Origin of the sequence: Bradyrhizobium sp. G127 (assembly GCF_021502575.1) — a bacterium.
Classification (GTDB): Bacteria; Pseudomonadota; Alphaproteobacteria; order Rhizobiales; family Xanthobacteraceae; genus Afipia.
In genome coordinates this window covers 195,362-221,839 of the sequence record NZ_JAKFGN010000001.1, presented here as the reverse complement: position 1 = coordinate 221,839, position 26,478 = coordinate 195,362, and the positions used below count along the sequence as shown (strand labels likewise).

Here is a 26,478-nt window from a genome sequence, read left to right as displayed (position 1 = left end):
AAACTACGATGCCGTGTCGGGCGCAAGCCGCCCATCGGCAACGCGGTGCTTGAGATTGATGCGGTCGCGCGAGGAGATGCCGAGCAAATCCGCCGCGCGCCAGACGATGTTATCCTCAAACTCGGTGACGTGGCCGTCGGCAAACACAAGCTCCCACATCATTTCAATGATGCGCAACCGGCCTTCCTCGTTGACGGAGCGCATGATGACGCTGGTGAAATGATACAGATCGACCGCCTCGCCTTCCACCAGCGTTGCGTCCGCGATCAGTTTGTCGGCCGTGCCCGGGTCAAGTTCAAAGCGGTATTCCAGCAGCGCGTGGAGCTTGCGCTTCTCGGTCTCCGACGGCTCACCGTCGAGAGAAATGACGTGGATGAGAAGCGCGGTCGCCGCCAGCCGGTAGTCGCCGTCGGCAAAGGTACGATTCTCAGACCCGGTGGGGGAAACGACGTCCGAAATGAAGTTGCGAAGTTTATCGAGCATCAATCTCTGCAATCGGAAACGGGACCCTCAACGAAAGGCATGATCCCGAAGCGCATGCCCCCGGCTTGACCCGGCGGGAACCGGCTTTCGGATCGGATCACGCCCGGACAAAACCTAAGGGACAAAATCTTCCCGTTCTATGGCCTGAAAATGAAACTCTGGCAATCTTGGCCGGTTCCGGACGCCTGCCTCGGCGAGGAAACCTCTGTTCAGCCCGTCAGACAGGGCCTTTGATACAGCCCCGTCATGGAATTTCGTAGATCACGACCTTGTCGGCGATCCCGCGCAACTGGACGCTCTTTTCCTCAGGCCGCAGCCCGGCCTTGTTCAAAAGCTCCATGACCGCGGGCGACCTGACCACCGGTTCCGTCGCATTGATCGCCCGTTCGGTGGCCTGGCCCTGGACCCGTGCGGCGATATTGACGGTCTGGCCGAAATAGTCCTGCCGCTCGTTCAGCATCACCGCGAGGCATGCGCCTTCGTGGATGCCGATCTTGACCAGAAGATCTTGCGTGCCGCGCTGGTCGTTCAGCGCATCCATCGCCCGGCGCATCCGAAGCCCCGCCGCGACTGCCTGCTCCGGCCGCACGAACGTCGCCATCACCGCGTCGCCGATGGTCTTCACCACCGCGCCCGCTTCCGACGCGATGATTTCCAAGAGCGCGCGGAAATGCGCGCGGACCAGATCGAACGCCGCAAGATCGCCGACCCGCTCATACAAAGCGGTCGATCCCTTGAGATCGGTGAACAGGAAGGTCAGCGACGTGATCTTGAGCCGCTGGTCGATGTTGAGATTGTCCGCCTTGTAGACGTCACGGAAGGTCTGATTCGCAAGTATGCGTTTCGCGGTAACGATCGGCTTGCGCTTGCCGAGCAGATCATGCAGCGCCTCGCCTGCGATCCACACCGACGGCAGCACGCGCGCACCGGTCTGATTGTCCAGGGCAAGTCGCAACGGGCCGGGCCGCATTTCGAGCGTGCCGGTCGGCGCATGGACGCCGTCGAAAGTCATCGAGGCGTTTTGCTTTTCCTTTGTCGGCTCGCCCTTGACGTCGAGGAACAGCGCCGAGTGCGTCACCGGCTCGAACACGATCACGAACTCGGCCGGAAGCTGCAACGACACGACGGCCTTTTCGCCCGGCGCGAGTTCAATTGCTTCGAGGGTTGCCTCGTTCACAAGCCGCGCAAACGAATCCTCGTTGATGTCGATGCCCGAGCTCCAGAAAATCTGCCGCCAGTAGTCCCAGCTCGGCAGCGTATTGGGATCGTGCGCCGCGATCCGTCGCACCCGCGGGCTGACGGTGAAGGCGACCTCTACCTGATCGTCGATCGACGGCTCGTATCCGGCGGCGCAGAGGCCGCAGTGATAATCTTCCGGCTTGAGCTGCTTCAGCGTGTCATGCGCGCCGAGCACGCCGCTGCATCCGGGACACAGCACATTCCATGTCAGATCGAAAATGCCGAGCCGCGAGGCGTGCAGGAACCCGGAAATCACGCGCTCCTCGTCAAGGCCGCGTTTGGCCGAGAAGTCCACGAGGTTGATGCGGTTCAGCTCGTGATCAGCGCCGGTCTCCACAAGGTTCTGGATCGCATCGGCGACCTGCGGGTCGGCGGTCTGCTTCAGCACCGAGTAGAGAGAATGAAAATCGCTCATTCCCCCTATTTAGGGTAGAATAGGCCTGCGTCCAAGTAACGCACGGCATTTTAAAAGCGGCACCCGGCCGGTCGAACAGCCGTTTCCGGGCATCTGCCTTAATTGCCGTACAGATAGTTCGGCAGCCACAGCGTCAGGCCGGGCCACAGATACATCAGCACCATGCAGATGATGACGATCAGCATGTAGGGCATCATGCCGCCGAAGATCTGATTGAGCGTGACATGGGCCGGTGCGACGCCCTTCAGATAGAACGCCGACATCGCCACCGGCGGCGACAGGAACGCCGCCTGCAGGTTCACGAACACCAGCACGCCCCACAGGATCGGATCGATGCCGAAATGTTTCAGCATCGGCAGGAAGATCGGCACGAAGATCACGATGATCTCGGTCCATTCCAGCGGCCAGCCGAGCACGAAGATGATCGCCTGCGACAGGATCATGAACTGGACCGGAGTCAGATTGAGCGACAGCACCCAGCTTTCCAGCAGCGCCTGACCGCCGAGGATCGCGAACACCGCCGAGAACAGCGCCGAGCCGACGAACAACCAGCATACCATCGAGGTGGTCTTGGCCGTCAGGAACACCGCTTCCTTGGTGCGCTTCCAGTCAAGCGTCCGCGCCTGGAACGCGAGCAGGAACGCACCGGCCGCGCCGACCGCCGCCGACTCCGTGGCTGTCGTGATGCCGAGCAGGATAACCGCCAACACCACGGCGGTCAGAATACCGAGCGGCATCACCGATGAGATCAGCAGCCGCAGGACTTCGAACTGCTCCGCGCCCATGGTCCAGTAATAGTAGAGCAGGATCAGTCCGAAGAGTCCGCAGGTGAAGGCGAAGTAGGTATAGAACGCCTGCGGAGGCCCGGCGGCCGCAGGCGCGGACGAGCCTTGTCCGCGCAATTCGGCATTGCCCATCTCCTGCAAGGTTTCCGGCTCGCTCCTGGTTTCGTCAGCGGTCGCGCTGCCGAGTTCCTGCACCTTTTCTTCCGCAGGTTCCGCGGACTGCGATGCCGAGCCAAGCTGCTGGGAGATCGCCGCCGATGGCGCGGGCGCGTCCGGCTGCTGGTGAATCACCACGTACCACCACGCCGCCCACAACGTCGCCACCGTCAGCACCAGCGGCACCAGCACGTAGCCGAGATTCTTGAGCAACATGCCGTAGCTGATGCGCATACCGTCGGCGGTGATTGCCATGGCACGCGCGGGAGACACCGCGGCGGTCAACAACGCGGGCAGCATCCGGCTCGAATAAGCCTGCTGCAACTCGGCGATCCACGGCCGCACCGGCACGCGGGTTTCGGCCTCGGGCAATTTCGGCGCGATCTTCGGATTCAGCAGCGCCCAGCCGATAACGTAGATCAGATACAGGAATGCCAGAAAGAAGCCGGGGAACATCGCGGCGGCATAAAGCTTCACCACCGACTGACCGGCCACCGCCGCATAGACGATGATCATGACCGAAGGCGGAATCAGGATGCCGAGGGTGCCACCGGCGGTGATGACACCGGCCGCGAGCTTGACGTCGTAACCGGCTTTCAGCATCGGGTTGAACGCGATCACGCCCATCAGCACCACGACGGCGCCGACCAGACCCGAGGCGATGCCCCAGAACGTGCATACGATCAGCGTCGCCACGGCGAGTGACGCCGGGACGCGGCGGAACGCAAGCTGGATCGAGTAGAACATCTTGTCCACCAGCGCGCCGCGTTCCATCACATAACCCATGAGAACGAACAGCGGGATGGAGATCAGGACGTCGTTGGTCATCGCGCCGTAGGCGCGCTGAACCATCAGGTCGAAAATGTGGTTATCGGCCCACGACTCGCCTGTGCGGTGATAGGCGAACAGGCCGAAGAACATGCCCAGCCCCATCAGCGTGAAGGCCGTGGGGAAACCCATGATGATGACGACCACGATCAGGCCGAGCATCAGGAGACCGAGTGCGGGATCGCTCATTTCAACAGGTCTCCGCCCATGCCGCGCTGACGCGCGCTTTCCTCGATGTCCTGCGCATGCGCGATGGCGATCTTGCGCGACTCCTCATCGACATATTCGCTGTTGGCGAGTTGCTCCTCGACCACGTCGATCTCGGACACATCCTTCAGGCGGCTCGGCCACGAGCCGGTCCGCAGACAAATGATGCAGCGCATGATTTCAGCGGCGCCCTGCAGCAGCAGCAATGCGCCGGCCAGCGGAATCATGAATTTGAATTGCCAGACCGGCGGTCCGTCGGCGGTGACATTGGAATGCTCGTTGATGCGCCAGGAATCGACGGCATATTCCCAGCCCGCGTAAACCAGCGCGGCGATGCCGGGCAGAAAGAACACGATGTAGAGCACCAGATCGAGCGATGCCTGCCGGCGCGGCTTCATCGAACTGTAAAGAAAATCGCCGCGCACGTGACCGTTCTGCGCCAGCGTATAAGCGCCTGCGACCATGAACAGCGTGCCGTACATCATGTTCGAGGCGTCGAAGATCCACGCCGTCGGCATGTTCAGAATGTAGCGCTTGAAGACTTCCGCGCAGACCAGGGTCATTAGCCCGATGATCAGCCAAGCGGCAGCCTTGCCGGTCCACGTGCTGATGCCGTCAATAGTGTGCAGAACACGCTGCGCGCTCATGGGAGGCCGTCACTGTTATGAAAAAGGTCTTGTTACGAAGAGATCCGGCAATTCCTGAAACGATACAAAGCACCACCCGGGATTGTCATCCCGGATGATGCCTCGCTCGTGCTGATTATTGCGTCAGGTCTTCTTCTTGGCGTTCGGCCCGAAGTAATGGTTGTAAGCCATGCGCCGGTTGGTGATCGTGTCCTGCTCCCACTGGGTCGCGCGCTTGGCGAACGCCATCTGCGAGTCGACGATCTCCTTGAACAGCGGGTCGGAGGACTTCTTGGTAACCACCTCGTCGTAGATTTCGAGCTGCTTTTGCAGCACCGAATCCGGCGTCTTGTAGAACTTCACCTTGTCCTTGGACTGCATCTCCTCGTAGTCCTTGGAATAACGGTCGATCGCCTTCCAGGCCATGTCCTGACCAGCCGCTTCCGCAGCATTGTCGAGAATGGCGCGCATCTTCTCCGGCAGCGCGTCATACTTGGTCTTGTTGAACATGATCTCGAACTGCTCGGCGTTCTGATGGAAGCTCTGCAACATGCAAACCTTGGACACGTCGGGGAAGCCGAGCACGCGGTCGGATGAGGCATTGTTGAATTCCGCCGCGTCGAGCAGGCCGCGATCCATAGCCGAGACGATTTCGCCGCCGGGCAGCGCGTTGACGGCGGCACCCATGCCGGTGAACACGTCGATCGAGATGCCGACGGTGCGGAACTTGACGCCCTTGAGATCGTCGGCCTTCTGCACCGGCTTCTTGAACCAGCCCAGCGGCTGCGACGGCATCGGCCCGTACGGGAACGAGACGACGTTGGCGCCGATCGACTTGTAAAGCTTCTCCAGAAGCTGCTTGCCGCCGCCATACTTGTGCCAGGCCAGCAGCATGTTGGCGTCCATTGCGTAGGCCGGGCCCGAACCCCACAGCGCCAGCGCGTTGCTCTTGCCGTAGTGATAGGCGAGCACGCCGTGGCCGCCGTCGAGCGTGCCTTTGGAGACCGCTTCGAGCAACTGGAAGGCCGGCACCACTGCGCCCGCGGGCAGCACTTCGATCTTGAGGTCGCCGCCGGTCATGTCGTTGACCTTCTTGGCGTAGTCGAGCGCGTATTCGTGGAAGATGTCCTTCGCCGGCCATGTGCTCTGGAAGCGCATGCTGACCGGACCGCTCTGCGCGAGAGCGGCGGGGGCGGCGACCGTCGTGGCCGCGCCTGCGGCAGCCACTTTCAGGAAGCGGCGGCGAGTCGTGGATGTATCTTTGGACGTATCTTTAGGTGTGTCTTTGTGTCGTTTCGTCATGGCGTTCTCCCCTGCCTGAGCCATTCTTTTGAATTGGCTCTTATTGATTGAGCGCAAGACAAAGGCTTGCAGGTGCGTTTTGCAACAATGATCGCGGAGCTGCGACGCTTCGACGCGGTACCGCGCTACATAATATGAGACTTTGGAATAAGACTTGCCCCGCGGTGTCTATACGCGCTGCATTGCACGCATCGCAGCGCGTTCACGGATCGCGCCGTGAAATCCTGAACCTAGGCGAGCGATCGGGTTGGGTGGTCACCACGCCGACCGGCACTACCGGCGCACGGTCGATCAGCTCGACGTTGAATTCGGCGATCAACTTCGCCAGCGCCAGCGTGGCCTCGGTGAGCGCGAACTGCGCGCCGATACAGACGCGCGGGCCGACGCCGAACGGTAGATAGGCGAAGCGGTCCGGCGGGGGCGCACCCGGCAGGAAGCGCGATGGCCTGAACGCGTTCGGCTGATCCCAGAGTTTTTCATGGCGATGCAGCAACCACGGCGAGATCAGCACAACGTCCCGGGAGGCGACATGAAATCCCGCCAACGTATCGGGACCGGCGGCGGCCCGTACGATCAGGAACGCGGGCGGATAAAGCCGCATCGTCTCGTCCAGCACGGCGCGGGTGAAGGTCAGCCTCGCGGTATCGAACGATCCCGACGCTCGCGCGCGTCTTGCTTCCGCCGCCAGCTTCTCCTGCGTCGCGGGATCGAGCGCTAGCAGGTAGAGCGACCAGAACAGCGCCGTGGCCGTGGTTTCGTGACCGGCGAGGATCATGGTGGAGACCTGGTCGCCGAGCTGTTCGTCGGTGAAGGCTTCGTTGGTTTCCGGATCGCGCGCCGCCACCATCAGACCGAACAGGTCGTGCAGTGCACCGTCGCCCTCAACCGCACCTTTGGCACGGCGCTCGGCGATCAGCTTCTGCATGAAGCGCGTCCAGCGCCGCCGGAACAGCGCGCGCGACAGATCGCTCGGGCTCGGCCAGCCCATCGGCAGTATCAGATCGAGCAGCCGGGGCTGCGCCAGACGATCGCCATAGTCGTTGACGAAACCCCGCAGCGCCGCGCCGTGCTTCTCGATCTCGAACGAGAACATCGTGCGACCCGCGATGTCGAGGGTGAGGCGCTGCATCGCCTCGCGCAAATCGACCGGCTGGCCGCACTGTTCGCGCAACGCCGTTATGGCGTCATCGGTCGCCGCCAGCATGTGCGGCACCAGCAATGGAATCGCGCGCGGCGCGAAGGCCGGCGCCAGCGTGCGGCGCTGGTTCTTCCAGGCGCGGCCTTCCGCCAGCAGAAGCCCTTCGCCGAGAATCGGCCGCAACACCCGGATGCCCGCGGGAGTGCGGGTGTAGTTCTCGTAGTTCTCGACAAGCACATGCCGGATCGCATCCGGCGTGTTCAGGATGAAACTGCTGCGGCCGAAGAAACGTCCCGGAACGACATCGTCCTCATAGGCGCGCTGGCCCCAGGTTGCGATGGCATTCCTGCGGATCAAAGCGAGACGGCCAAGCGAGGACAGATCGTCCGGCGCAAGGGGTGGCCGCGGCGGAATAAGCGGTGCGTGCGCGGCAGGCATATCGATGATTTCAGCAATGCTCATAACGCTTCGGACCCAAACTGGAGTTTACCGCTCCAGGAACAACCACCCACGTCATTGCGCGCGCGGCGAAGCAATCCAGGGCTGCGCAATTAGACAGCTGGATGCTTCGTCGCTGCCGCTCCTCGCAATAACAATACATCAATTCGCCGTCGCGCCCGAGGCCTTGACCACCTCGGCCCATTTTGACCGCTCCGCCGCAATGAACGCCGTGAACTGGTCCGGCGTCATCGGGGACGGCACCGCGCCAATGTCGGTGAGTTTAGTGGTGGTATCCGGCATTCCGAGAATGCGTTTCACTTCCGCAGACATCTTGTCGACGATAGGGCGCGGCGTTCCGGCGGGCGCGAACAGTCCGTGCCAGGATGTCGCGTCAAAACCCTTCAGCGTATCCGCGATCGGCGGCACGTCCGGCGCAGTCGGCGAACGTTCCGGGCTGGTCACGCCGAGCGCCCGTACCGTGCCGGCCCGCGCCTGCGGCCACGCCAGCGTGATATTGTCGAAGGCAAGATCGATGTGACCGCCGGTCAGATTCTGCATGATTTCGTTGGATGAACGATACGGCACATGGGTCATCCTGGTGCCGGTCGCGATCTTGAACAGCTCCGCCGCAAGATGGATCGAGGTGCCGACGCCCGACGAGCCGTAGTTCAGCTTGTCGGGATTGGACTTGGCATAGGCCACGAGCTCCGCGACGCTGGTCACCGGCAGCGAGTTCTTCACCACCAGCATGTTCGGCAGCCGCGCGATCAGCGAGACCGGCTGGAAGTCCTTCGCCGCGTCGAACGTCAGGTTCGCATATAGCGTCGGATTGATGGCATGGGTCGAGACAGTGCCAAGCAGCAGGGTGTAGCCGTCGTTCGGCGCTTTCGCCACCGCCGCCGCACCGATGTTGCCGCCCGCGCCACCGCGATTCTCGACAACGAACGACTGGCCGAAGGTCTGCTGCATATGTCCCGCGAGCAGCCGTGCAAACAGGTCGGCGGTGCCGCCAGCGGTGAACGGCACGATGATGGTAACGTTGCGCGACGGCCATGCCTCCTGGGCTTGGCCGGGCGGGATATTGTGAAAGACAAGATAGAGCGCCGCGAGCGCGGCGGCAACAAAACGCATGGCCGTTCTCCCTTGGTGCGCGCCCATGACGCCGAATCGTGCCGACTGCCTGACCGCGCTTGTTTTTGTCGCCGCCATTCCGGCACAGGCCGGAGACGGGCGCAAGCTCTGGCGGAATCGCGCCGATATTGACGCGCGCTTAAGGCTGTCCGGAAACCCTGCAAATTGACGCCGTGCCACCACCACTTGTTAGGAATTCAACGTCAATTTGCGCCGATGAAGCCGGCCGCCTTTTTCAGCTTTCCGCATCCAAATCCAGGCATTCGCCGGGAACTGGTCGAACTGCTTTACACGTCGTTGCCGCAGGTCATAGCGATCAGCGCCACGTCGGTTTGCGGCGGGGTGGCGCTCGCCATTCTGAGCGGCGATGCCGGTTACGCCCTCATCTCGTTTCTGATCTTCGTCACCGCGACCGTGAGACTGACCAGCCTCTACCGCTACAAGGCCCATGCGCCCAATCTGTCGGACCGTGACGTTGTGATCTGGGAGCGGATCTACGGCATCTGCGCTGCGGCGTTCTCCGTCGCTCTCGGACTGCTGTCGTATCGCGCACTGAGGCTGGGCGACGCGCCCGGAGCCTGGATCGCGTTCGGACTATCGATGTCATACTGCGTCGGCATGGTGTCGCGCGCGGCGATTCGCCCGTGGATCGTGCTGACGGCTGCGGCTCTGCTGCTGGCTCCGACCGTCGTCGCGGGCCTTCTGCGGCCGGAACTGCCTTACAAGATCGGCGCCGTCATGCTGATGTTGTTCTGGATCACGCTGCGCGAAGCGTCGCACCATCTCAGCACCGCGTTTATCGACCGGCTGGAGGCGAAACATGCGCTGGCGCGTCAGGCCAGCCAGGATTTCCTTACCGGACTGCCGAATCGCGCCGCATTCCTGTCCGCATTGCTCAACGCCAACGGACCCATCGCGATCGTCGCCATCGATCTCGATGATTTCAAACCGGTGAACGACCGCTTCGGTCATCACATGGGCGACAACCTGCTTCAGCAGGTCGCCCGGCGGCTGGCCGAATGCATCGGCAACGACGGCCTTGCAGCCCGCTTTGGCGGCGACGAATTCATGCTGCTAAGGCGCGTCGAGAGCGGAGCAGCCGGACATGAGGCCGCGCTGGCCCTGACCCGGCAGGCAGTGATGGCGCTGTCGATGCCGTTCCTGGTCGCCGATCTGCCGGTGCGGATCGGAGCAAGCGCCGGCATTTTAGTGGTCGAGGACGACCCCCGTGCATCCGAGGATGCCGTACCCGAGTTGCTCGAAAGGGTGGACCGCGCGCTCTATGCCGCGAAACGCGCCGGCGGCGGGCGATGGAAATGGTCGGTCGAGGAAGTTGCCGCCAATCTGGAGGCGATTTGAGGCCAGCATGCGGTCCGGAATCATGCCAAGTGATTCGGGAACCCGAAGAACGTGGTGCCGCCTATAGGATTCGAACCTACGACCCCCTCATTACGAATGAGGTGCTCTACCAGCTGAGCTAAGGCGGCGAAACGCGGGAAAATCGATACGCACCTGATACTGGCCGCGGCCCCGCTTTGCAACATCGGCTGCGTTGGCAGGGTGCTTTTCCGGGCTGCTATCAGGCTGACAGCAACACTGCCATCCAACTCCTAATCAACTGACAAGACGGGACAAAAAGCCCTTCCAGCCACCCGTTTTGGTCTGTTTCGGCTGTTCCGGATCGTCGAATTCCCGGTCCAGCCGCTCGTCGGCGACGCCTGGATCGTCCGGGGCCCTGACAATGGGAATCACCGGCGCCGTCCGGGACGTGTCGGCCTTCTCAATGTCACGGCGCGGCCGGAACACAGGTGGCGGTGTCTCGACGACAACCGGCGCCGCCGCAGGCGTCGCGGGCAGAGGCAGTGTTACCGGGGATGGAGCAGGCTCGTTGTCCTGCGACGAAATCGGCGCAATCGGCGCCGACGGCAATGTCACAGCCCGCGTCGAACCGGAATTCGCTTCCAGCCGTGCAGGCGGCGCGGGCTCCTCGTGCAAAATGTCGGCGTCGAGCACCGGCGCCTTGTCGGACGGCAGCGACGCCACCGGCGTCAGCCACTGGAACGCATCGAGCCGTCCGGTCACCGGCGACACCGGCCGCCAGCGATCCGAAATATAGCCGTCGGCGGTCCAGGCCGGATCAAGCGCGGCATGAACCGCGCGCAGCATCCAGCCGCGCGCGTTGCCGCCGTCGCCGTGTTCGGCACGCTCAAGCTCGGCCATCAGAATCGCGACGCGCTGCGTCGGCGACTCAATGAAGGGCGCAAGCGCTTCACGCGCGCGGACAAATTCACCGGCATCGATGGCGGCGCGCGCAACCGCAAGCGCGCCTTCGACATGGCCCGGCGACCTCGCCGCAAGCTTCTCGACACGTCCGAGACGATTGAGCGCGGAATCGCCGAGACGCACGTGGGCATAAGCATCCGCAAGATCGGGATGCGGCTGCGCGGTCCATGCGGCTTCGATCACCTGCATGGCGCGGCGGGTCTGGTTGTTCTCGCTGAGAAACTTTGCGGCCAGCGTTGCGGCGGGCACCAGCGTCGGCGCGAACTTCACCGCCTCCATCGCGCTGGCGCGTGCCCTGTCGCGATCACCGGTCTCAAGATCGAGAGCGCGCGCGGTCAGCAGCACGCCACGCTGGCGCCTGTAGGGCGCGGGATCGATCAGCCCCGCCGCCAGATTGTTTTCGAGAATCTTCCGCGCGCCATCCCAGTCGCCGTGGCTGCAACGAAAGCCGAGCACGGCCTGCGATGCCCATGCAGATGCGGGCGCCGTCTTCAGCGCCTCTTCCGCCAGTGCCACGGCGGCATGAAGATCGTCGCGGCGCTGCGCCTCGACGAACAGGCCGCGCAGGCCGAGCAACCGCGTGTCCTTGCGCTCTGCCATTGCATGAAACGCGCGCTGGGCGCCTTCGCGATCGCCGTGAAGCTGCGCGCTCTGCGCATGCAGCAGCATCGCCAGCGGGTCCTGATGCGCGAGACGCCTGGCGACATCGGCATGGCGGCGGGCAGCAAAATGATCGCCGGTGCCGACCGCAAGCAGACCCTGCGTGATCGCGTGACGCCCCTTCCTCTGGCGGCGGTCGCGGCGCAGCCTCCGAACCCGCTCGGGCGTGTTCAGCGCGCTGCGGATGACCGCCCACACCAGCATCGCAGCAAGCACGGCCACCGCAAACGCCAGCACCAGCACCGGCAGAGAGGTCTCGATGCGCCATGTGCTCCATGTCAGCGTGACATCGCCGGTCTGATCGGCAATCACGGCGGCGCCCAGCGCGACGATACCGACCAGAAACAGAAAGAGGATGATGCGAATCATGAAATGGCCTATCGCGCCCGTCTTGAGATCGCAGTCAGTGTGTCCATCGTAAACTGCTCAGACGCCGCCAGCGCCTTATCGCGCGCATCGACCTTCGCGATCCATGGCCGCGCCAGGACGCGCTCCGATGGCGGCAACTGCAGCAGTTCCCGCTTCGCCTCGTTCAGATCATTGCGCTGCGCGGCGGCAGTTGCACGCGCGATAATGCCGGCCGAACCGCTGGGCGGCGCGTCGGTGCGCTGAATGCGCACCAGCTTTGCGAGACTTTGCTGAAGGCGCTCGACGACGCCGGATGGCGCAGGCTGCGTCCCGGGTTTCGGCGCGAGCTGCGGCAATAGCGCAAGCAATTCCTTGCACAGCGCATCGACGCCGGGAATGCCCGTATGCGCGAAAGGATCGAGCGGCTTCAGCACATCGGCATCACCGACGACAGAACGCGCGGCAGCCAGCGCAGTGGCATAAGGCGCGTCATGACGCATGGCCTTGTCGAGATTGATGAGTGCGTCCAGCCTGCGCACATTCGGATCTTCGACCGGCGGTTGAGGAGGCGCTGCAGCCGCGGCATTGAGCGCGGCAGTGGCGCGCTCGATCCTAGCAATTCTCTCCTCGATGGCCGACACATCAACCGATGGCGCGGCTTGCGTCGCGCCGGTTGCGACTTGGGGCGAAGCAGATTTGATCTCGCTCAGCGCGGCCACTGTCTTGTCGCCTTGCGCGCGAACGGCGGCGAGATCGCTGCGGAGCGATGCCATAGATTTCTCGAGGGCATCAATGCGTGTCACCAGCGCAGGATCGGCTACGGGCCGCGGCGCAGGCTTCGCAGATTCGGTTTCGACCTTCGCGACGCGCGCACCGAGCGCTGCGATCTCCGCCTTGTTCGATGCAATGTTGTCCGCAAGCGGTGCGGTCGATTCCGGCGCGGGAAGTTTCGGCCAGCCCGCAAACGTCGCTGCGCCGATCACGAGCACGGCGGCGATGCCACCGGTGAGGGCAGTGACCAGCACGGACGATGTTCGCGACATCTGCGGCGATGATGCCTGCGGCTCCGATGCAGCTTCGGCGGGAGATTCAGCCGTCGAGCCGGGCTCGTCCGCGGCTGTGTCTTGCGCATCCGGCGCGCGTGGACTTTCGGTCACATCCGACGCCGCAAGATCGATGGTCGGCGGCGTCCGCTTGCCGGAATCGCCGCCTGGCAACGCGCCGGTCTTGTCCTTGTCATCTTCCATTGAAAGTGCCCATGGGGAACCCGCTCCCGCCGTGTCAGCTTAGCAGATTCCGGCAGGAGATTCTGCGAACGCGATTTGCTTTATGTCTCCTTGGACGCCGGTTTGATCGTCCTGTCCAGCACTTCAAACACTGCGGCCTCGTCCGGCGTGCGCGCCGCAGCGACCTGCATCGCGCCCGCCTCGCGCAGGAGTCCCGCGACCGCATCGGAGATGCAACATTGCGGCAAAGCCAAGGCCGAAATCTCGATTCCGTCGGCCCGCGCAGCATCCAGAAATGCGCGTGCGCTACGCCGTGAATAATGCAGCACCGCGTCGATGCCGCCGTCGCGAAAGGCATCGCTGATTCCGGCAGGAAATCCCGCCACCGGCACCATCCTGTAAGTCGTATGCGTCACCACCGTGAAGCCGCGCGCGCCAAGATCGGCGGCGAGATCGTGCGCCAGATCAGCGCCCGCGAGATAACACAGAGTCGCGTTCTTCTTGAGGCGTCCCGCCGCAGCATTCTTGACAATGAGATCGCCCAGCGCGCGCGCGCCGGCCTTTGCGCTAACCACATCGCCGAAACCGGCGTTGCGCGCGGCCTCGGCGGTTTGCTCACCGACCGCAAATGCACGCAGCCCGAACAGACGCGTCCGGGACGGATGGCTCTCGATGGCGCGGATGGCGTTGGCGCTAGTGATGACAACGCCGTCATAAGCCGCGTCGTCTTCATCGTGAAAAGGAATCGCCTCATAGCGCATCATGGGCGACAGCAGCGCGGTATATCCCCGCGCGCGCAGGGCCGCCGCCGTCCTCTTGTTGTCGGGCGCCGGACGGGTCACGAGAATGGCCATACAAGAGGCTCCACGGGGGACAGCTAAGGATAGCTCATTTCGCAATTTGGCGTTAAGAACCGGTTGAATAACCGCCTCCGGTGCGCAATTGGAGGGCGAGCGAACACAGGAACAATTGTGGCATTGGGCAAGCCGACACTGGTGCTGGGCATCGAGACCACCTGCGACGAGACCGCAGCCGCCGTAATCGAGCGGCAGCGCGACGGCTCCGGGCGGATTCTGTCGAACATCGTGCGCTCGCAGATCGAGGAGCACGCGCCGTTCGGCGGTGTGGTGCCCGAGATCGCGGCGCGCGCCCATGTCGACACGCTCGACAGTATCATCCGCGCGGCGATGAAAGAAGCGAATGTCGGCTTCGGCGATCTCAGCGCCGTGGCCGCAGCCGCAGGCCCGGGCCTGATCGGCGGCGTGATCGTCGGCCTCACCACGGCGAAGGCGATCGCGCTGGTCCACAACACGCCATTGATCGCGGTCAATCATCTGGAAGCCCATGCACTGACGCCGCGTCTCACCGTGGCGCTGGCATTCCCCTATTGTCTCTTTCTCGCCTCGGGCGGCCACACCCAGATCGTCGCGGTCTTGGGCGTCGGAAAGTATGTCCGGCTCGGCACCACGGTGGATGACGCGATGGGAGAGGCGTTCGACAAGGTCGCGAAGATGCTGGACCTGCCCTATCCCGGCGGACCGCAGGTCGAGCAAGCGGCGGCGCATGGCGACCCGGCGCGCTTTCAGTTTCCGCGTCCAATGGTCGGGCGACCCGATGCGAATTTCTCGCTGTCCGGATTGAAGACCGCCGTTCGCAACGAAGTCGCGCGCCTTGCGCCGCTCGAGCCGCAGGACGTAGCAGACCTGTGCGCCGGCTTTCAGGCCGCAGTGCTTGATCTCACCGCGGACCGGATCAGCGTCGGCCTGCGATTATTCCACGAACAGTTCGGCCCGCCGCGCGCGCTGGTCGCAGCCGGCGGCGTCGCGTCCAATCACGCGATCCGCGGCGCGCTGCACGACATCGCGGCCCGCGCCCAGACCATGCTGATCATTCCGCCACCCGCGCTCTGCACAGACAATGGCGCGATGATCGCCTGGGCCGGCGCGGAGCGGCTTGCGCTCAAGATGGTGGACGAAATGGAAACGGCGCCCCGCGCGCGCTGGCGGCTCGACGAGACCGCATCGACGCCGGCGAAGTTCGCCAACACCCGCGCGCGGCACTGACTATGAGTTCTTATCAAGCCATTTCCATTGTCGGCGCCGGTGCATGGGGCACGGCGCTTGCGAACGCGGCATCGCGCGCCGGATGCGACGTCATTCTCTGCGCGCGTGATCCAGCTATCGCGGACACCATTTCGCGGACGCGCGAGAATCCGAAACTGCCCGGCATCCGGCTCGCGGCCACGATCACCGTCAGCAGCGATCTTGCGCAGGCGGGCAAGACTTCTGCCGTGCTGCTGGTGACGCCCGCGCAGAGTCTGCGGCAGGCCGCGATGGCGCTTGCGCCGCATCTGGCACCCGGCACACCGGTTATCGTCTGCGCCAAAGGCATCGAGCGCGGTTCACACAAATTCATGACGGAGATCGTCACAGACGTGGTGCCGAATGCCGTGCCCGCGATCCTGTCGGGGCCAAGCTTCGACATCGATGTCGCGCGCGGATTGCCGACCGCCGTCACGCTTGCCACTCGCGACGAGACGCTGGCAAAGGCGCTGGTCCAGGCGCTCGGCTCGGCGACATTCCGGCCTTATCACTCGACCGACGTGCGCGGCGTCGAAATTGGCGGCGCGGCGAAGAACGTGCTGGCGATCGCAGCAGGCATCGTCGCGGGCCGAAAGCTCGGCGCATCGGCGCTGGCGGCGCTGACCACGCGCGGCTTCGCCGAACTGATGCGGCTCGGCGTAGCCTGCGGCGCGAAGCCGGAAACCATCGCGGGCCTGTCGGGCCTCGGCGACTTGCTGCTGTCTTGTTCGAGTCCGCAGTCGCGCAACTTTTCCCACGGCGTTGCGCTTGCGCGTGGCGAGACACCGCCGCGTGACAAATTGGTCGAGGGCGAATTCACCGCGCCGGTGCTGATCGAACTCGCCAATGAAAAGAATGTCGAGATGCCGGTCGCGAATGCGGTGGCGGCGGTGCTTGGTGGCGCGATGACCATCGATGCCGCGATCGAGGCGCTGCTGACCCGGCCGTTCCGGGCCGAAGGATAAAGAGGACCGACGATGGCTTACTGGCTGGTAAAATCCGAACCCTCGGTGTGGTCGTGGGATCAGCAGGTCGCGAAAGGCGCCGAGGGCGAAGCCTGGACCGGCGTACGCAACCACACCGCCAAGCTCAACATGATGAAGATGAAGAAGGGCGACCGCGCCTTCTTCTATCACTCCAACGAAGGCAAGGAGATCGTCGGCATCGCCGCGATCGTGAAGGAGCACTATCCCGATCCGACCGACAAGACCGAAAAATTCGTCTGCGTCGACATCGCTGCTGACAAACCGCTGAAAAAGCCGGTGACGCTCGTTGCGGTGAAGGCCGAACCGAAACTGGCGGAGATGGAGCTGCTCAAGCAATCGCGGCTGTCGGTGCAGAGCGTGAAGCCGGACGAATGGAAGCTGGTCTGCAAGCTGGGCGGGGTATGAACCTGACTCTCGTCATCCCGGCGCAGGCCGGAACCCATAACCACCGCGTTCGCTTTGAATGGCGATGCTCGACGATCAGGACTTAACGACGGTCCAGGGAGTATGGGTCCCGGCCTGCACCGGGACGACCCGGAGAGATGATGGCGCTCGAACAATCACCCATCGCCGACAAGGACGCCTTCATTCGCGCCAACACGCGGCTGCGCGCGGTGCCGCTCGCCCCCGAAATTGCGATCTTCGTCGCGGACGAAGCTGTGCCTCTGTGGCATAAGACCGAGGAAGAACTGGGCGAAGCCGGCCTGCCGCCGCCGTTTTGGGCCTTCGCTTGGGCCGGCGGCCAGGCGCTGGCCCGCCACATCCTCGATCATCCCGAAATCGTGCGCGGCAAAACGGTGCTTGATCTCGCCAGCGGCTCGGGTCTTGTGGGCATTGCCGCCATGAAGGCCGGCGCCGCAACGGTGACCGTCGCCGACATCGACGCCTTCGCCTGCGCCGCGTCCACGCTCAACGCAGTGGAAAACGGTGTCATGCTCACGACATGTCAGGACGATCTGCTCGCCGCGCCGGACGACAGCCGCTGGGATGTCATTCTGGCCGGCGATATTTTCTATGAGCGCGACACCGCGCAACAGGCTTTCGATTTTCTTCACGGCCACGCGGCGCGGGGCAAAATGGTGCTGATCGGCGATCCGGGCCGGAGTTACCTGCCCCGGGACAAATTGCGCCGGATTGCGGATTACAGCGTCCCGGTGACCCGTGATCTTGAAGACACCGAGATCAAGCAAACCGCCGTCTGGGAGCTGGTTTTGCCGGCCTGATCCGAATTCGCCAACCAGATCATGTGGCCCGGCGCTCTCAAGCCAGACAAAAGTCCTATCCGCTGCGGCTTGTCGTCCCCATGCGCGAAAGCGCATAATGGCCTCAACCAAGAACACGCCCGCGCGCATGTTGTGACGCGGGATTGCGGCGTGGAGGAATGAGAAGCAATGTCCGACAAAATTTATGACGTATCCGCAGAGTGGGCGACGCGCGCCTGGATCAATGAGGCGAAGTACAAAGAGATGTACGCGCGCTCGGTCAGCGACCCGAGCGGCTTTTGGGGTGACGAAGCCCGCAAGCGCCTCGACTGGATCGAGCCATTCACCGTGGTCGATAACGTGTCGTTCGCGCCCGGCAATATCTCGATCAAATGGTTCGAGGACGGCGTCCTGAACGCCGCCTACAATTGCATCGACCGCCATCTGGAGACGCGCGGCGACCAAATTGCGATCATCTGGGAAGGCGACGACCCGTCGGAGTCCAGGAAGATCACCTATCGCGAGCTGCATGACGAAGTCTGCAAGATGGCGAACATCCTGCGGCTGCGGAACGTTGAGAAGGGCGACCGCGTCACCATTTACCTGCCGATGATTCCGGAAGCGGCCTATGCGATGCTGGCCTGCGCGCGCATCGGCGCGATTCATTCGGTGGTATTCGGCGGCTTCTCGCCAGACTCGCTGGCGCAGCGCATCACGGACTGCAAGTCGAAGGTGGTCATCACTGCCGATGAAGGTCTGCGCGGCGGCAAAAAGGTGCCGCTGAAGGCCAACGTGGATGCGGCCATCGCCAAAATGGGGGGCACGACCGGCGGCGTCGACTGGGTGGTCGTGGTCAAGCGCACCGGCGGCAAGATCGAGATGGACCCGGTGCGCGACGTCTGGTTTCACGAGGCCGCCGCCGTGGTCGATACAGATTGTCCGGTGGAGCCGATGAACGCGGAAGATCCGCTGTTCATTCTCTATACCTCAGGCTCGACCGGCCAGCCCAAGGGCGTGCTGCATACCACCGGCGGCTATCTCACCTTCGCGTCGATGACACATCAATACGTGTTCGATTATCACGACGGCGACATCTACTGGTGCACCGCCGATGTCGGCTGGGTCACTGGCCACAGCTACATTCTCTACGGGCCGCTCGCGAACGGCGCGACCACGCTGATGTTCGAGGGTGTTCCGAACTATCCGGACAACTCGCGCTTCTGGAACGTGATCGACAAGCACAAGGTCAACATCTTCTACACCGCGCCCACCGCGATCCGCGCGCTGATGCAGGGCGGCGACGAGCCGGTGAAGAAGACCTCGCGCAAGAGCCTTCGCCTGCTCGGCTCGGTCGGCGAACCCATCAATCCCGAAGCGTGGGAATGGTATTACCGCGTGGTCGGCGAATCGCGCTGCCCCATCGTCGATACCTGGTGGCAGACCGAGACCGGCGGCATCCTGATCACGCCGCTGCCCGGCGCGATTGCGCAGAAGCCGGGTTCGGCGACCAAGCCGTTCTTCGGCGTGGTGCCGGAGATCGTCGACGCCGACGGCAAGGTGCTGAAAGGCGAGGCGCAGGGCAACCTCTGCATCGCGAAATCGTGGCCGGGCCAGATGCGCACGGTCTATGGCGATCACGCGCGCTTCGAACAGACCTACTTCTCGACCTACAAGGGCAAGTACTTCACCGGCGACGGCTGCCGCCGCGACGCGGACGGCTATTACTGGATCACCGGCCGTGTCGATGACGTCATCAACGTCTCCGGTCATCGCATGGGCACGGCTGAGGTCGAAAGCTCACTGGTGGCGCACTCCTGCGTGTCGGAGGCGGCGGTGGTGGGCTATCCACACGACATCAAGGGCCAGGGCATCTACGCCTATGTCACGCTGATGCAGGGTGTCGAGCCGACCGAGACACTGCGCAAGGAGTTGGTCGCATGGGTGCGCAAGGACATCGGGCCGATCGCATCGCCGGATCTGATCCAGTTCGCGCCCGGTCTACCGAAGACGCGCTCGGGCAAGATCATGCGCCGCATCCTGCGCAAGATCGCGGAAGACGAATCCGGATCGCTCGGCGATACCTCGACACTGGCCGATCCCAACGTCGTCAACGATCTGGTCGACAACCGGCAGAACAAGAAGGCCGAGGCCTGAGACGCCGGCGGTCCCTGATGCTCCACGTCATGATCGGGCGCAGCCGTTCGAAGAACGGCGTCGCTCTGGCTCGTCTATGTCCCGGCCTTCCACATTTTGCAGATCTCAAAGAGGATGCCGATGGCCGGAGCATGACGAGCCTGGCGGCTGTGCCGTGTCCTGATCCCGCTAAGGCTCACGCGCGAATATCAACGCCGGCGACCTGACCCTGATAGCGCTGCATCGTCGCCACCGCGGACTGCAACCGCGCGGCGGCGTCCTGATCCCCGCGCCACAACGCGCCTGCGATGCCTTGCCTCGCGCGATCGATGAAGTTCACGGGTTCCGTATCCGATGCCATGTCCACCGGCGCGCCGGTCGCCGCATCGATTTTCACGGTCATGCCGAGGAACGGCGTACTTTCGTCCAGCGACATCGCGCCGCTGCGAATCTGATTGTTCATCCAGTCGAACATCTGCTGGCGGGTCATGCTGGTGAAATCGATCTGGCTGACGCGGGACGGCGGCGCGGCAACGCCGGCCGGGACAACCGGAGTCACGTCCTTTATTGGAATACCCTGCTGATAGAAGTAAGAGCCTGCATCGATGCGCATACGTCCGACACCCAGGGAGTAAACTGACGTCGCAGTCACGCAAACCATATGCCAGTGATCGGGCTTGTTTGCTCCATGAGATCAAAGAACTTTTTGGCGCGCGTCATGAGGCCACCGGTGAGTTCACCTGAACGAATTTGCCGGGTACGGCATTTTTTACCCGACGCCGCGTCACTTGCCTCAGTGAGGCCGCGGTCGGCGACGGGATCTATGCCGCGGGCGGCTGCGCTGCGCCGTCGCAGTGTGCAAGGCGTTCACGCGGACACGCCTCCAATCAAGCTCATCTCCGCTCATTCCCGTCAGCGGAAATCGATGCATAGCTCTCTGGGTCGAGCTTCGCGGAGACGCGCGGAACCTCTCGGCTCACGGAAATGTCAGCCGTCCGAGGCCGTTTGGCCAAATGTGTTGTTTCCCGGGCATTTACTTTGCCGCGGGAATTTCCTTTTAAAGGCCTGCACGACCGGCCTTTTGCATCCGGCGATAAGGGGCTGTTGAAGGCCTTGCTGCAGGGTGCGACCGGTTTCGCAGCCCTGCCTGCGATGGAATGAAGGGACTGGAGACAATGATGTTGCGTAAATTCGCGATGACTTTTGCAGTCACGACGGCCATTGGATTTTCGGCAATCGGTTTATCCGGCACAACGGCGCAGGCGGCACCCTCGATGGTCGCATCTCCCGATGGCTATGCGCCGGGTACCATCGTGGTGAAGACCAACGAGCGCAAACTCTATCTCGTGCTCGGCGAAGGCCGCGCGCTGCGCTATCCAGTCGGCGTCGGCAAGGCCGGCAAGCAGTGGGCGGGCACCACCCGCATCGACGGCAAATATCGCCAGCCCGCATGGGCGCCGCCCGCGGAGGTGAAGCGCGACAACCCGAGCATTCCCGATGTGATCCCCGGCGGATCGCCATCAAATCCGATGGGCGTCGCGGCGATGACGCTGGCCGGCGGCGAATACGCCATTCACGGCACCAACCGGCCGAACTCGGTGGGCGGCTATGTCTCCTACGGCTGCGTGCGGATGTACAATCAGGACATCAGCGACCTGTTCGATCGCGTCGAGGTCGGCACCCAGGTGGTGGTCACGACGCGGTGACATGTTTTATAAGAACGCGAAAAGCCGCGTGAACACGCGGCTTTTTTAATGCGCGATTATCGCGCCTGCTGCTCTCGTATTCATCAATCCTCGGGTACGGCCTGAGTAAGGTGATATTTGTCCGCTATCATTTGCTCTAGCGCTTTTGTCAAAACGTACTTGGCGATGTCGTTTTCAGAAGCACCAAGCAATGATCTCCGCCGCAGAGTTTTCAAATATCCATAGACATTCTTGGACACCGCCAAACGCAGTGTGACTGTCTCCTCTTTGATGGGCGCTCCTGCCATACTTTAACTCAAAATTACGCATTTTAATGTCAATAAGTGACATTAAAGCGCTTGAGTGGCTGAGTCGACTCAGTCACACTGGGGCTGTAAAGAAAAAGGCCCCCTCGCGAGAGGGAGCCTTGTGGATCGCGGTAGGGACGACGGGACTCGAACCCGTATGCTTCTGAGGGCCCCGGTTTTAAAGACCGTTGTGTCTACCAATTCCACCACATCCCCAAACGAAACGCTCTGCCTTGCGGCGGGGCGTTTTTGTTTGTGTTGGCGAACCGCGTACACCGAACATTAACGACGCTAGGCCGACTCCGTCCGGCACGTCAAGGATTAGTGTCGAAAGCTGAATCAAATACTAAATACGGTGGAAAATGCGGATTTCCAGCGGGATGGGAGATCGCCGGGTTGGTTCGCTTTGCGGGAAGCATCGGTGAGTCCTTGTGGATTCGGAAGCAAAAAGCGCGAGGGTTGCCCCTCGCGCCTGTCGTTTAAGTCAGAAGCAGAACAAGCAAAACAATCACCTTCGCGATTGCCTGCAAATCTGCGGTCACCTCGATACGAACCGTGAGCATGGTATTTCCATCTCTGAGGTCCGTGGCCACAGACGGTTAAGTCGATGGCGTGATCACACCGCTTGATAGCTTTCAGGTCTTTGCATCCCGTCGGATGCGACCTGCTGATCTCTGTCTTTGCCTGACTGCGCTTACTTTGCTGTTCTGCGACTGAAAATTGCTGACTTGGCTGACTAATGCCTACTTGCTGCTGCGACTTCGCTTTTCTGCACCTTGCGCGCCCTACGGCTGAAGGCAGCATACCTCATTTCGCCGACTGCCGATACGCCCGAAACCGCGGGCCGGAATACAGGATTCGGTTTTTCGACGCGGCGCCTCAGAAATCCGACGCGATGCCCTTGGTTTCCCAGTCGCCGTAGCGGGTCGGCTCCGGGCCCTTCGGGCCCTGAACTTCCTTCGGTCCGGGCGTGACTTTTTCCTGTGCCGCCTTCAACCGCCGCTCCTCGGCCTCCGCCAAAGCCCGTCGCGCCTGAGGCGACAACGGCTTGCGCGCAACGTCCGGCGCCGGGGAAGGATTTTGGGTCGGATCGTCACTCATCGCTATTGCTCGTTCTGTTTCCAATCGTCATGGCCGGCTTGACCCGGCCATCCATCGTAAAATCCCTGAACGGAAAGATGGATGGCCGGGACAAGCCCGGCAATGACGTTCCGTATAAATATCAGCCTTGATAAATATCAGCCTTGGGAACATGCGGCCAGGCAACGTATATCAGCATGCCGATCTGACCGCGATTCTTACATTTGGCATATTCGCGTGCCATCTCTCTCCGGCACGCGGCGCAGCGGTGACGTTGCTCGTGTTGCGTGTTGTCCCGCCAGCGAAGTTTTTTGCATGCCTTCTACAAGATTTGCCCCGCCGACCGAGGTGCCCGGCCTCGCCGCGCGCCGCATCGCAGCCGATATTCTTGACGGCGTGCTGCACAAGCATCGCATGCTGGACGATCAGCTCGACGGCGCGGGCGCCCATCCGGGATTGAAGGCGTTATCCGACCGCGACCGCGCGCTGATGCGCCGGCTGGTCGCCACGATTTTGCGGCGGCTCGGCACGCTCGGTCATGTGCTCTCAAGGCTGCTCGATCGCGGCATCCCGACCGACGCGCCACGCACGCAAAGTGCGTTGCTGATCGGTGCCGCGCAGATTTTGTGGATGGACGTGCCGGATCACGCCGCCGTCGATCTCTCGGTGCGACTCGTTCAGGCCGACCGCCGCGCGGCGAAATATGCCGGCCTCGTCAACGCCGTGCTGCGGCGTTGTGCGCGTGAAGGCCAGCCCCTGATCGATGAAGTCAAATCGCAGATGCTCGATCTACCGCCGTGGCTGGTGCAGCGCTGGATCGCCGCCTACGGCGAAGACGCCACGCGCGCGATGGCCGCCGCCATCAGCGTCGAGCCGGCGCTCGATCTCACGGTGAAATCCGATCCCGAAGGCTGGGCGACCCGTCTGCACGGTGAGGCATTGCCGACCGGCACGGTGCGCACGTTACTGCACGGCTCGGTCACCATGCTTCCCGGCTTCAACGACGGTCAGTGGTGGGTGCAGGACGCAGCCGCCGCGATCCCGGCCCGGCTGTTCGGTGACGTTAAAGACAAGTCGATCGCCGATCTCTGCGCCGCGCCCGGCGGCAAGACCGCGCAGCTCGTCCACGCCGGCGCGCGGGTGACGGCGGTGGACCGTTCGTCCAATCGCATCGCGCGGCTGAAGGACAACCTCGCACGTCTCTCGCTCACAGCCGAGACTGTGGTTGCGGACGCCGCCGAATGGCAGCCCGCGAGCAACGAACTGTTCGACGGCATTCTGGTGGATGCGCCGTGTGCCGCGACCGGGACCATCCGCCGCCACCCCGACGTTGCGTGGCTGAAGCAGGAAGCCGATATCGGGACGCTCTCCGCGCTGCAAAAGCGCCTGCTGCAAAGGGCCGTGACACTGCTGAAGCCGGGTGGAACCCTGGTCTATTGCACCTGCTCGCTGGAACCCGAGGAAGGCGAACAAGCCGTGGCGACGCTCCTTGCCGACGAAACAGGCTTGCGCCGCGCGCCCGTTGGACGGGACGAAGTGGCGGGGCTGGACGAAATTCTCACCCAGGCGGGTGATGTTCGCACGCTCCCGTCTCATCTGGCGCACGCCGATCCGCGCCTCGGCGGTCTCGACGGCTTCTATGCCGCGCGCCTCATCAAGTCCTGAGTCCCGCGAGACCTGATTCGCGGACGATTGACTCACCAATCCTGCGTGCAACTGATTCGCGGCGGCCGTCTTTGCCCTTGCCGTCCACACCCATTCGTCAATGGGGTGTTTTATCGGCATTTCCAGACTACAAGAGTGCGCGGGGATTCCTTCGCGCGCGGTGCTTCGGCGCCGGCGCGGCTTTCGGGTGGGGATGCCCCAATTGTGGGAAGCGATCACGTTCGGCGGCGGAGCTCAGCCGGCGGCGTGATGTGAGGGCAAAGGCGCGCGTGGCGGTCGCTCATCGAAGAGGCATCTCGTCCCTGCTGCTTGGCCGCGCCGCGCGGTCCGTGCTCGCGCGCGCCAGCGGCAACTCGGTTGCGCTGTCGCGATTTTGGCCGGGCCGCACCGACCGGCTGCTGATCGCACCGAACGATCTGCGCACCGTCGACGCCACCCGCGCGTCTGAAATCTACGCCGGACGTTTTGTGTTCGCCGGCAAGATCGTCACATCGCACGGACGCTCCATCTTTGAATTCGATCCTCCGTCAGAGGACTGGGAAGCGAACCTGCTCGGCTTCGGCTGGCTGCGCCATCTGCGCGCCGCAGACTCGGCGATCACCCGCGCCAATGCGCGCTCGCTGATCGACGACTGGATTTCAAAGCCGATCCGCAAGCGCGGGATCGGCTGGCGCGCCGATGTGCTCGCGCGCCGCGTGATCTCCCTGCTGTCGCAGGCGCCATTGGTGCTGAACGACGCCGACGGAAAATTCTACCGCCGCTTCCTGCGCAGCCTCACCCGTGAAATCCGTTATCTGCGCTATACGATGGTGGACATTCCCGACGGCGTGCCGCGGCTGCAGGTGCTGATCGCGCTGTGCTACGCCTCGCTGTGCCTCGCCAATCAAGCCAAACACATCCGCACCGCATCGCGCAAACTCTCCGACGAACTGGCGCGGCAGATCCTTCCCGACGGCGGACATATTTCTCGCAATCCCGGCGCACTGATCGAACTGCTGCCCGACCTGCTGCCGTTGCGCCAGACCTATGCCGCGCGCAACATCGCGCCGCCGCCCGCGCTCCTGAACGCCATCGACCGCATGATGCCGATGCTGCGGTTTTTCCGTCACGGTGACGGCAGCTTCGCGCTGTTCAACGGCATGAGCAGCGCACCGTCGGGCCTGCTCGCGACGTTGCTCGCCTATGACGATACCCACGGCATTCCGATGTCGAACATGCCGCATAGCGGCTTCCAGCGCCTCGATGCCGGCAGCACCGCCATCGTCATCGACACCGGCGCGCCTCCACCGCCATCGGTCAGCCGCGATGCCCACGCGGGGTGCCTGTCGTTCGAGCTGTCGTCGGGCAATGCTCGCATTGTCGTCAATTGCGGCATCCCTTCCACCGGACGCGACAACTGGCGCTCGTTTGCGCGCAGCACAGCGGCGCATTCGACGCTGATCTGTCACGACCTATCGTCGTGCCAGTTCGTCGAACTTCCGGCGATGAAACGGATGCTGCAAGGCGCTCCTATCGTCAGCGGGCCGTCCAATGTCGGCGCGTTCCGCGAGGCGGCGAATGATGGAATTCTGCTGACCACATCCCACGATGCCTACGCGCGCCAGTTCGGCGTCGTGCACCAGCGCACCCTGATGCTGTCCAACGACGGCGGGCGGCTGGAGGGCGAAGACACCCTGCTGAATGCGTCCGGCTCCTCGACACGCAACAAGCCCGATGACTACGTGTTGCGTTTTCATCTGCACCCAGCTGTGAAGGCAAGCCGCCTCACCGACGCCCACGGCGTGATGCTGGTGCTGCCGAACCGCGACGTGTGGACGTTCGAAGCGCTCAACGACAAAGTGGACCTTGAGGATAGTGTCTTTCTGGCCGGCTCCGATGGGCCGCGACGCACCTCCCAGATCGTGATCCGCCAGAACCGCAAGGATGCGCCGAGCGTGCGCTGGAGCTTTACCCGCTCGTCGGCATCGGCCACCGTGACCACGGCCCGCCGCGACGCCCGGCGCGAGCCGGAATTGCCGCTATAAACTGGAGCGGTATCGTCATCCTGAGGTGCGGGCGCTCTCGAGCGCG

General features: G+C 63.1%; 22 protein-coding genes and 1 tRNA gene. 9 read left to right on the top strand and 14 right to left on the bottom strand.

The genetic code is table 11. The features are described 5' to 3' along the window. Nucleotides 1–3: 3 nt before the first annotated feature. The 7 genes from LVY71_RS01080 to LVY71_RS01050 form a co-directional block, all read right to left on the bottom strand. The gene (locus LVY71_RS01080; RefSeq protein ID WP_235097370.1) at nucleotides 4–483 is read right to left on the bottom strand and encodes a tellurite resistance TerB family protein; all 480 of its coding nucleotides are present in this window, start codon (nucleotides 481–483) and stop codon (nucleotides 4–6) included. Nucleotides 484–727: 244 nt separating this feature from the next. Next, a complete protein-coding gene (locus LVY71_RS01075; RefSeq protein WP_235097368.1) occupies nucleotides 728–2,137 on the bottom strand; it encodes an adenylate/guanylate cyclase domain-containing protein in 1,410 nt (469 codons plus the stop codon). A 98-nt stretch (nucleotides 2,138–2,235) separates the two neighbouring features. Then, nucleotides 2,236–4,095, bottom strand: coding sequence for a TRAP transporter large permease (locus LVY71_RS01070; protein WP_235097367.1), 1,860 nt, complete (start codon nucleotides 4,093–4,095; stop codon nucleotides 2,236–2,238). Next, complete coding sequence (locus tag LVY71_RS01065) at nucleotides 4,092–4,760, bottom strand: TRAP transporter small permease subunit (RefSeq protein WP_235097366.1); 669 nt, start codon at nucleotides 4,758–4,760, stop codon at nucleotides 4,092–4,094. Before LVY71_RS01065 ends, LVY71_RS01070 begins: the two co-directional genes overlap by 4 nt. A 123-nt stretch (nucleotides 4,761–4,883) precedes the next feature. After that, complete coding sequence (locus tag LVY71_RS01060; RefSeq protein ID WP_235097365.1) at nucleotides 4,884–6,041, bottom strand: TRAP transporter substrate-binding protein; 1,158 nt, start codon at nucleotides 6,039–6,041, stop codon at nucleotides 4,884–4,886. A 202-nt stretch (nucleotides 6,042–6,243) separates the two neighbouring features. Beyond that, nucleotides 6,244–7,641: a cytochrome P450 gene (locus tag LVY71_RS01055; RefSeq protein ID WP_235097364.1), complete on the bottom strand. Its 1,398-nt coding sequence runs from the start codon at nucleotides 7,639–7,641 to the stop codon at nucleotides 6,244–6,246. Nucleotides 7,642–7,779: 138 nt separating this feature from the next. Continuing rightward, nucleotides 7,780–8,751, bottom strand: coding sequence for a Bug family tripartite tricarboxylate transporter substrate binding protein (locus LVY71_RS01050; protein ID WP_235097363.1), 972 nt, complete (start codon nucleotides 8,749–8,751; stop codon nucleotides 7,780–7,782). Between the two features lie 216 nt (nucleotides 8,752–8,967). On the opposite strand from LVY71_RS01050, the gene LVY71_RS01045 reads away from it, so the two are divergent. Beyond that, complete coding sequence (locus LVY71_RS01045; RefSeq protein ID WP_235097362.1) at nucleotides 8,968–10,110, top strand: GGDEF domain-containing protein; 1,143 nt, start codon at nucleotides 8,968–8,970, stop codon at nucleotides 10,108–10,110. A gap of 52 nt (nucleotides 10,111–10,162) precedes the next feature. Here LVY71_RS01045 and LVY71_RS01040 read toward each other — a convergent pair. From LVY71_RS01040 to LVY71_RS01025, 4 genes are all read right to left on the bottom strand, one after another. After that, nucleotides 10,163–10,238, bottom strand: a tRNA-Thr gene (locus LVY71_RS01040). 127 nt (nucleotides 10,239–10,365) lie between these two features. Beyond that, nucleotides 10,366–12,063, bottom strand: coding sequence for a heme biosynthesis protein HemY (locus LVY71_RS01035; protein WP_235097361.1), 1,698 nt, complete (start codon nucleotides 12,061–12,063; stop codon nucleotides 10,366–10,368). Between the two features lie 8 nt (nucleotides 12,064–12,071). Then, complete coding sequence (locus tag LVY71_RS01030; RefSeq protein ID WP_235097360.1) at nucleotides 12,072–13,289, bottom strand: COG4223 family protein; 1,218 nt, start codon at nucleotides 13,287–13,289, stop codon at nucleotides 12,072–12,074. Nucleotides 13,290–13,369: 80 nt separating this feature from the next. Continuing rightward, nucleotides 13,370–14,122, bottom strand: a complete 753-nt coding sequence (locus tag LVY71_RS01025) for a uroporphyrinogen-III synthase (RefSeq protein ID WP_235097358.1) — start codon at nucleotides 14,120–14,122, stop codon at nucleotides 13,370–13,372. A gap of 117 nt (nucleotides 14,123–14,239) precedes the next feature. Between LVY71_RS01025 and tsaD the strand changes: the two genes are divergently transcribed. The 5 genes from tsaD to acs all read left to right on the top strand — a co-directional run bounded on the left by tsaD (nucleotide 14,240) and on the right by acs (nucleotide 19,691). After that, nucleotides 14,240–15,331 carry a tRNA (adenosine(37)-N6)-threonylcarbamoyltransferase complex transferase subunit TsaD gene (gene tsaD, locus LVY71_RS01020; protein ID WP_235097356.1) on the top strand — a complete coding sequence of 364 codons (1,092 nt, stop codon included), beginning with the start codon at nucleotides 14,240–14,242 and terminating at the stop codon, nucleotides 15,329–15,331. Nucleotides 15,332–15,333: 2 nt separating this feature from the next. Next, the gene (locus tag LVY71_RS01015; RefSeq protein WP_235097355.1) at nucleotides 15,334–16,314 is read left to right on the top strand and encodes an NAD(P)H-dependent glycerol-3-phosphate dehydrogenase; all 981 of its coding nucleotides are present in this window, start codon (nucleotides 15,334–15,336) and stop codon (nucleotides 16,312–16,314) included. 12 nt (nucleotides 16,315–16,326) lie between these two features. Next, nucleotides 16,327–16,740: an EVE domain-containing protein gene (locus tag LVY71_RS01010; RefSeq protein ID WP_235097354.1), complete on the top strand. Its 414-nt coding sequence runs from the start codon at nucleotides 16,327–16,329 to the stop codon at nucleotides 16,738–16,740. Between the two features lie 140 nt (nucleotides 16,741–16,880). Next, entirely contained in the window at nucleotides 16,881–17,558 is a 678-nt protein-coding gene (locus tag LVY71_RS01005) for a class I SAM-dependent methyltransferase (RefSeq protein WP_235097353.1), read from the top strand. A gap of 168 nt (nucleotides 17,559–17,726) precedes the next feature. Continuing rightward, nucleotides 17,727–19,691 (top strand): acetate--CoA ligase, encoded by a 1,965-nt coding sequence (gene acs, locus LVY71_RS01000; protein WP_235097352.1) that lies wholly within the window; start codon nucleotides 17,727–17,729, stop codon nucleotides 19,689–19,691. A 175-nt stretch (nucleotides 19,692–19,866) separates the two neighbouring features. On the opposite strand, the gene LVY71_RS00995 is transcribed toward acs, so the two are convergent. Then, nucleotides 19,867–20,283 carry a hypothetical protein gene (locus LVY71_RS00995; RefSeq protein WP_235097351.1) on the bottom strand — a complete coding sequence of 139 codons (417 nt, stop codon included), beginning with the start codon at nucleotides 20,281–20,283 and terminating at the stop codon, nucleotides 19,867–19,869. A 565-nt stretch (nucleotides 20,284–20,848) separates the two neighbouring features. Between LVY71_RS00995 and LVY71_RS00990 the strand changes: the two genes are divergently transcribed. Continuing rightward, a complete protein-coding gene (locus LVY71_RS00990; protein WP_502797525.1) occupies nucleotides 20,849–21,376 on the top strand; it encodes a L,D-transpeptidase in 528 nt (175 codons plus the stop codon). A gap of 83 nt (nucleotides 21,377–21,459) precedes the next feature. On the opposite strand, the gene LVY71_RS00985 is transcribed toward LVY71_RS00990, so the two are convergent. Both LVY71_RS00985 and LVY71_RS00980 read right to left on the bottom strand, forming a co-directional pair. Then, nucleotides 21,460–21,663: a hypothetical protein gene (locus LVY71_RS00985; RefSeq protein WP_235097350.1), complete on the bottom strand. Its 204-nt coding sequence runs from the start codon at nucleotides 21,661–21,663 to the stop codon at nucleotides 21,460–21,462. Between the two features lie 879 nt (nucleotides 21,664–22,542). After that, nucleotides 22,543–22,764, bottom strand: coding sequence for a DUF1674 domain-containing protein (locus LVY71_RS00980; protein ID WP_235097349.1), 222 nt, complete (start codon nucleotides 22,762–22,764; stop codon nucleotides 22,543–22,545). Between the two features lie 294 nt (nucleotides 22,765–23,058). On the opposite strand from LVY71_RS00980, the gene LVY71_RS00975 reads away from it, so the two are divergent. Both LVY71_RS00975 and LVY71_RS00970 read left to right on the top strand, forming a co-directional pair. Beyond that, nucleotides 23,059–24,408 (top strand): RsmB/NOP family class I SAM-dependent RNA methyltransferase, encoded by a 1,350-nt coding sequence (locus LVY71_RS00975; protein WP_235097347.1) that lies wholly within the window; start codon nucleotides 23,059–23,061, stop codon nucleotides 24,406–24,408. Between the two features lie 269 nt (nucleotides 24,409–24,677). Beyond that, a complete protein-coding gene (locus LVY71_RS00970; RefSeq protein ID WP_235097345.1) occupies nucleotides 24,678–26,432 on the top strand; it encodes a heparinase II/III family protein in 1,755 nt (584 codons plus the stop codon). Nucleotides 26,433–26,478 lie beyond the last annotated feature (46 nt).

Excerpts from the sequence above, each read along its gene's own strand:
- LVY71_RS00995 (WP_235097351.1), bottom strand. The coding sequence starts at position 20,283 with ATGCGCATCGATGCAGGCTCTTACTTCTATCAGCAGGGTATTCCAATA.
- LVY71_RS01050 (WP_235097363.1), bottom strand. The coding sequence starts at position 8,751 with ATGCGTTTTGTTGCCGCCGCGCTCGCGGCGCTCTATCTTGTCTTTCAC.
- LVY71_RS01075 (WP_235097368.1), bottom strand. The coding sequence starts at position 2,137 with ATGAGCGATTTTCATTCTCTCTACTCGGTGCTGAAGCAGACCGCCGAC.
- LVY71_RS01005 (WP_235097353.1), top strand. The coding sequence starts at position 16,881 with ATGGCGCTCGAACAATCACCCATCGCCGACAAGGACGCCTTCATTCGC.
- LVY71_RS00990 (WP_502797525.1), top strand. The coding sequence starts at position 20,849 with ATGTTGCGTAAATTCGCGATGACTTTTGCAGTCACGACGGCCATTGGA.
- LVY71_RS00975 (WP_235097347.1), top strand. The coding sequence starts at position 23,059 with ATGCCTTCTACAAGATTTGCCCCGCCGACCGAGGTGCCCGGCCTCGCC.
- LVY71_RS01030 (WP_235097360.1), bottom strand. The coding sequence starts at position 13,289 with ATGGAAGATGACAAGGACAAGACCGGCGCGTTGCCAGGCGGCGATTCC.
- LVY71_RS01010 (WP_235097354.1), top strand. The coding sequence starts at position 16,327 with ATGGCTTACTGGCTGGTAAAATCCGAACCCTCGGTGTGGTCGTGGGAT.
- LVY71_RS01065 (WP_235097366.1), bottom strand. The coding sequence starts at position 4,760 with ATGAGCGCGCAGCGTGTTCTGCACACTATTGACGGCATCAGCACGTGG.
- LVY71_RS01015 (WP_235097355.1), top strand. The coding sequence starts at position 15,334 with ATGAGTTCTTATCAAGCCATTTCCATTGTCGGCGCCGGTGCATGGGGC.
- acs (WP_235097352.1), top strand. The coding sequence starts at position 17,727 with ATGTCCGACAAAATTTATGACGTATCCGCAGAGTGGGCGACGCGCGCC.
- LVY71_RS00980 (WP_235097349.1), bottom strand. The coding sequence starts at position 22,764 with ATGAGTGACGATCCGACCCAAAATCCTTCCCCGGCGCCGGACGTTGCG.
- LVY71_RS01025 (WP_235097358.1), bottom strand. The coding sequence starts at position 14,122 with ATGGCCATTCTCGTGACCCGTCCGGCGCCCGACAACAAGAGGACGGCG.
- LVY71_RS01070 (WP_235097367.1), bottom strand. The coding sequence starts at position 4,095 with ATGAGCGATCCCGCACTCGGTCTCCTGATGCTCGGCCTGATCGTGGTC.
- LVY71_RS00985 (WP_235097350.1), bottom strand. The coding sequence starts at position 21,663 with ATGGCAGGAGCGCCCATCAAAGAGGAGACAGTCACACTGCGTTTGGCG.
- LVY71_RS01055 (WP_235097364.1), bottom strand. The coding sequence starts at position 7,641 with ATGAGCATTGCTGAAATCATCGATATGCCTGCCGCGCACGCACCGCTT.
- LVY71_RS01080 (WP_235097370.1), bottom strand. The coding sequence starts at position 483 with ATGCTCGATAAACTTCGCAACTTCATTTCGGACGTCGTTTCCCCCACC.
- LVY71_RS01035 (WP_235097361.1), bottom strand. The coding sequence starts at position 12,063 with ATGATTCGCATCATCCTCTTTCTGTTTCTGGTCGGTATCGTCGCGCTG.
- LVY71_RS01060 (WP_235097365.1), bottom strand. The coding sequence starts at position 6,041 with ATGACGAAACGACACAAAGACACACCTAAAGATACGTCCAAAGATACA.
- LVY71_RS01045 (WP_235097362.1), top strand. The coding sequence starts at position 8,968 with ATGAAGCCGGCCGCCTTTTTCAGCTTTCCGCATCCAAATCCAGGCATT.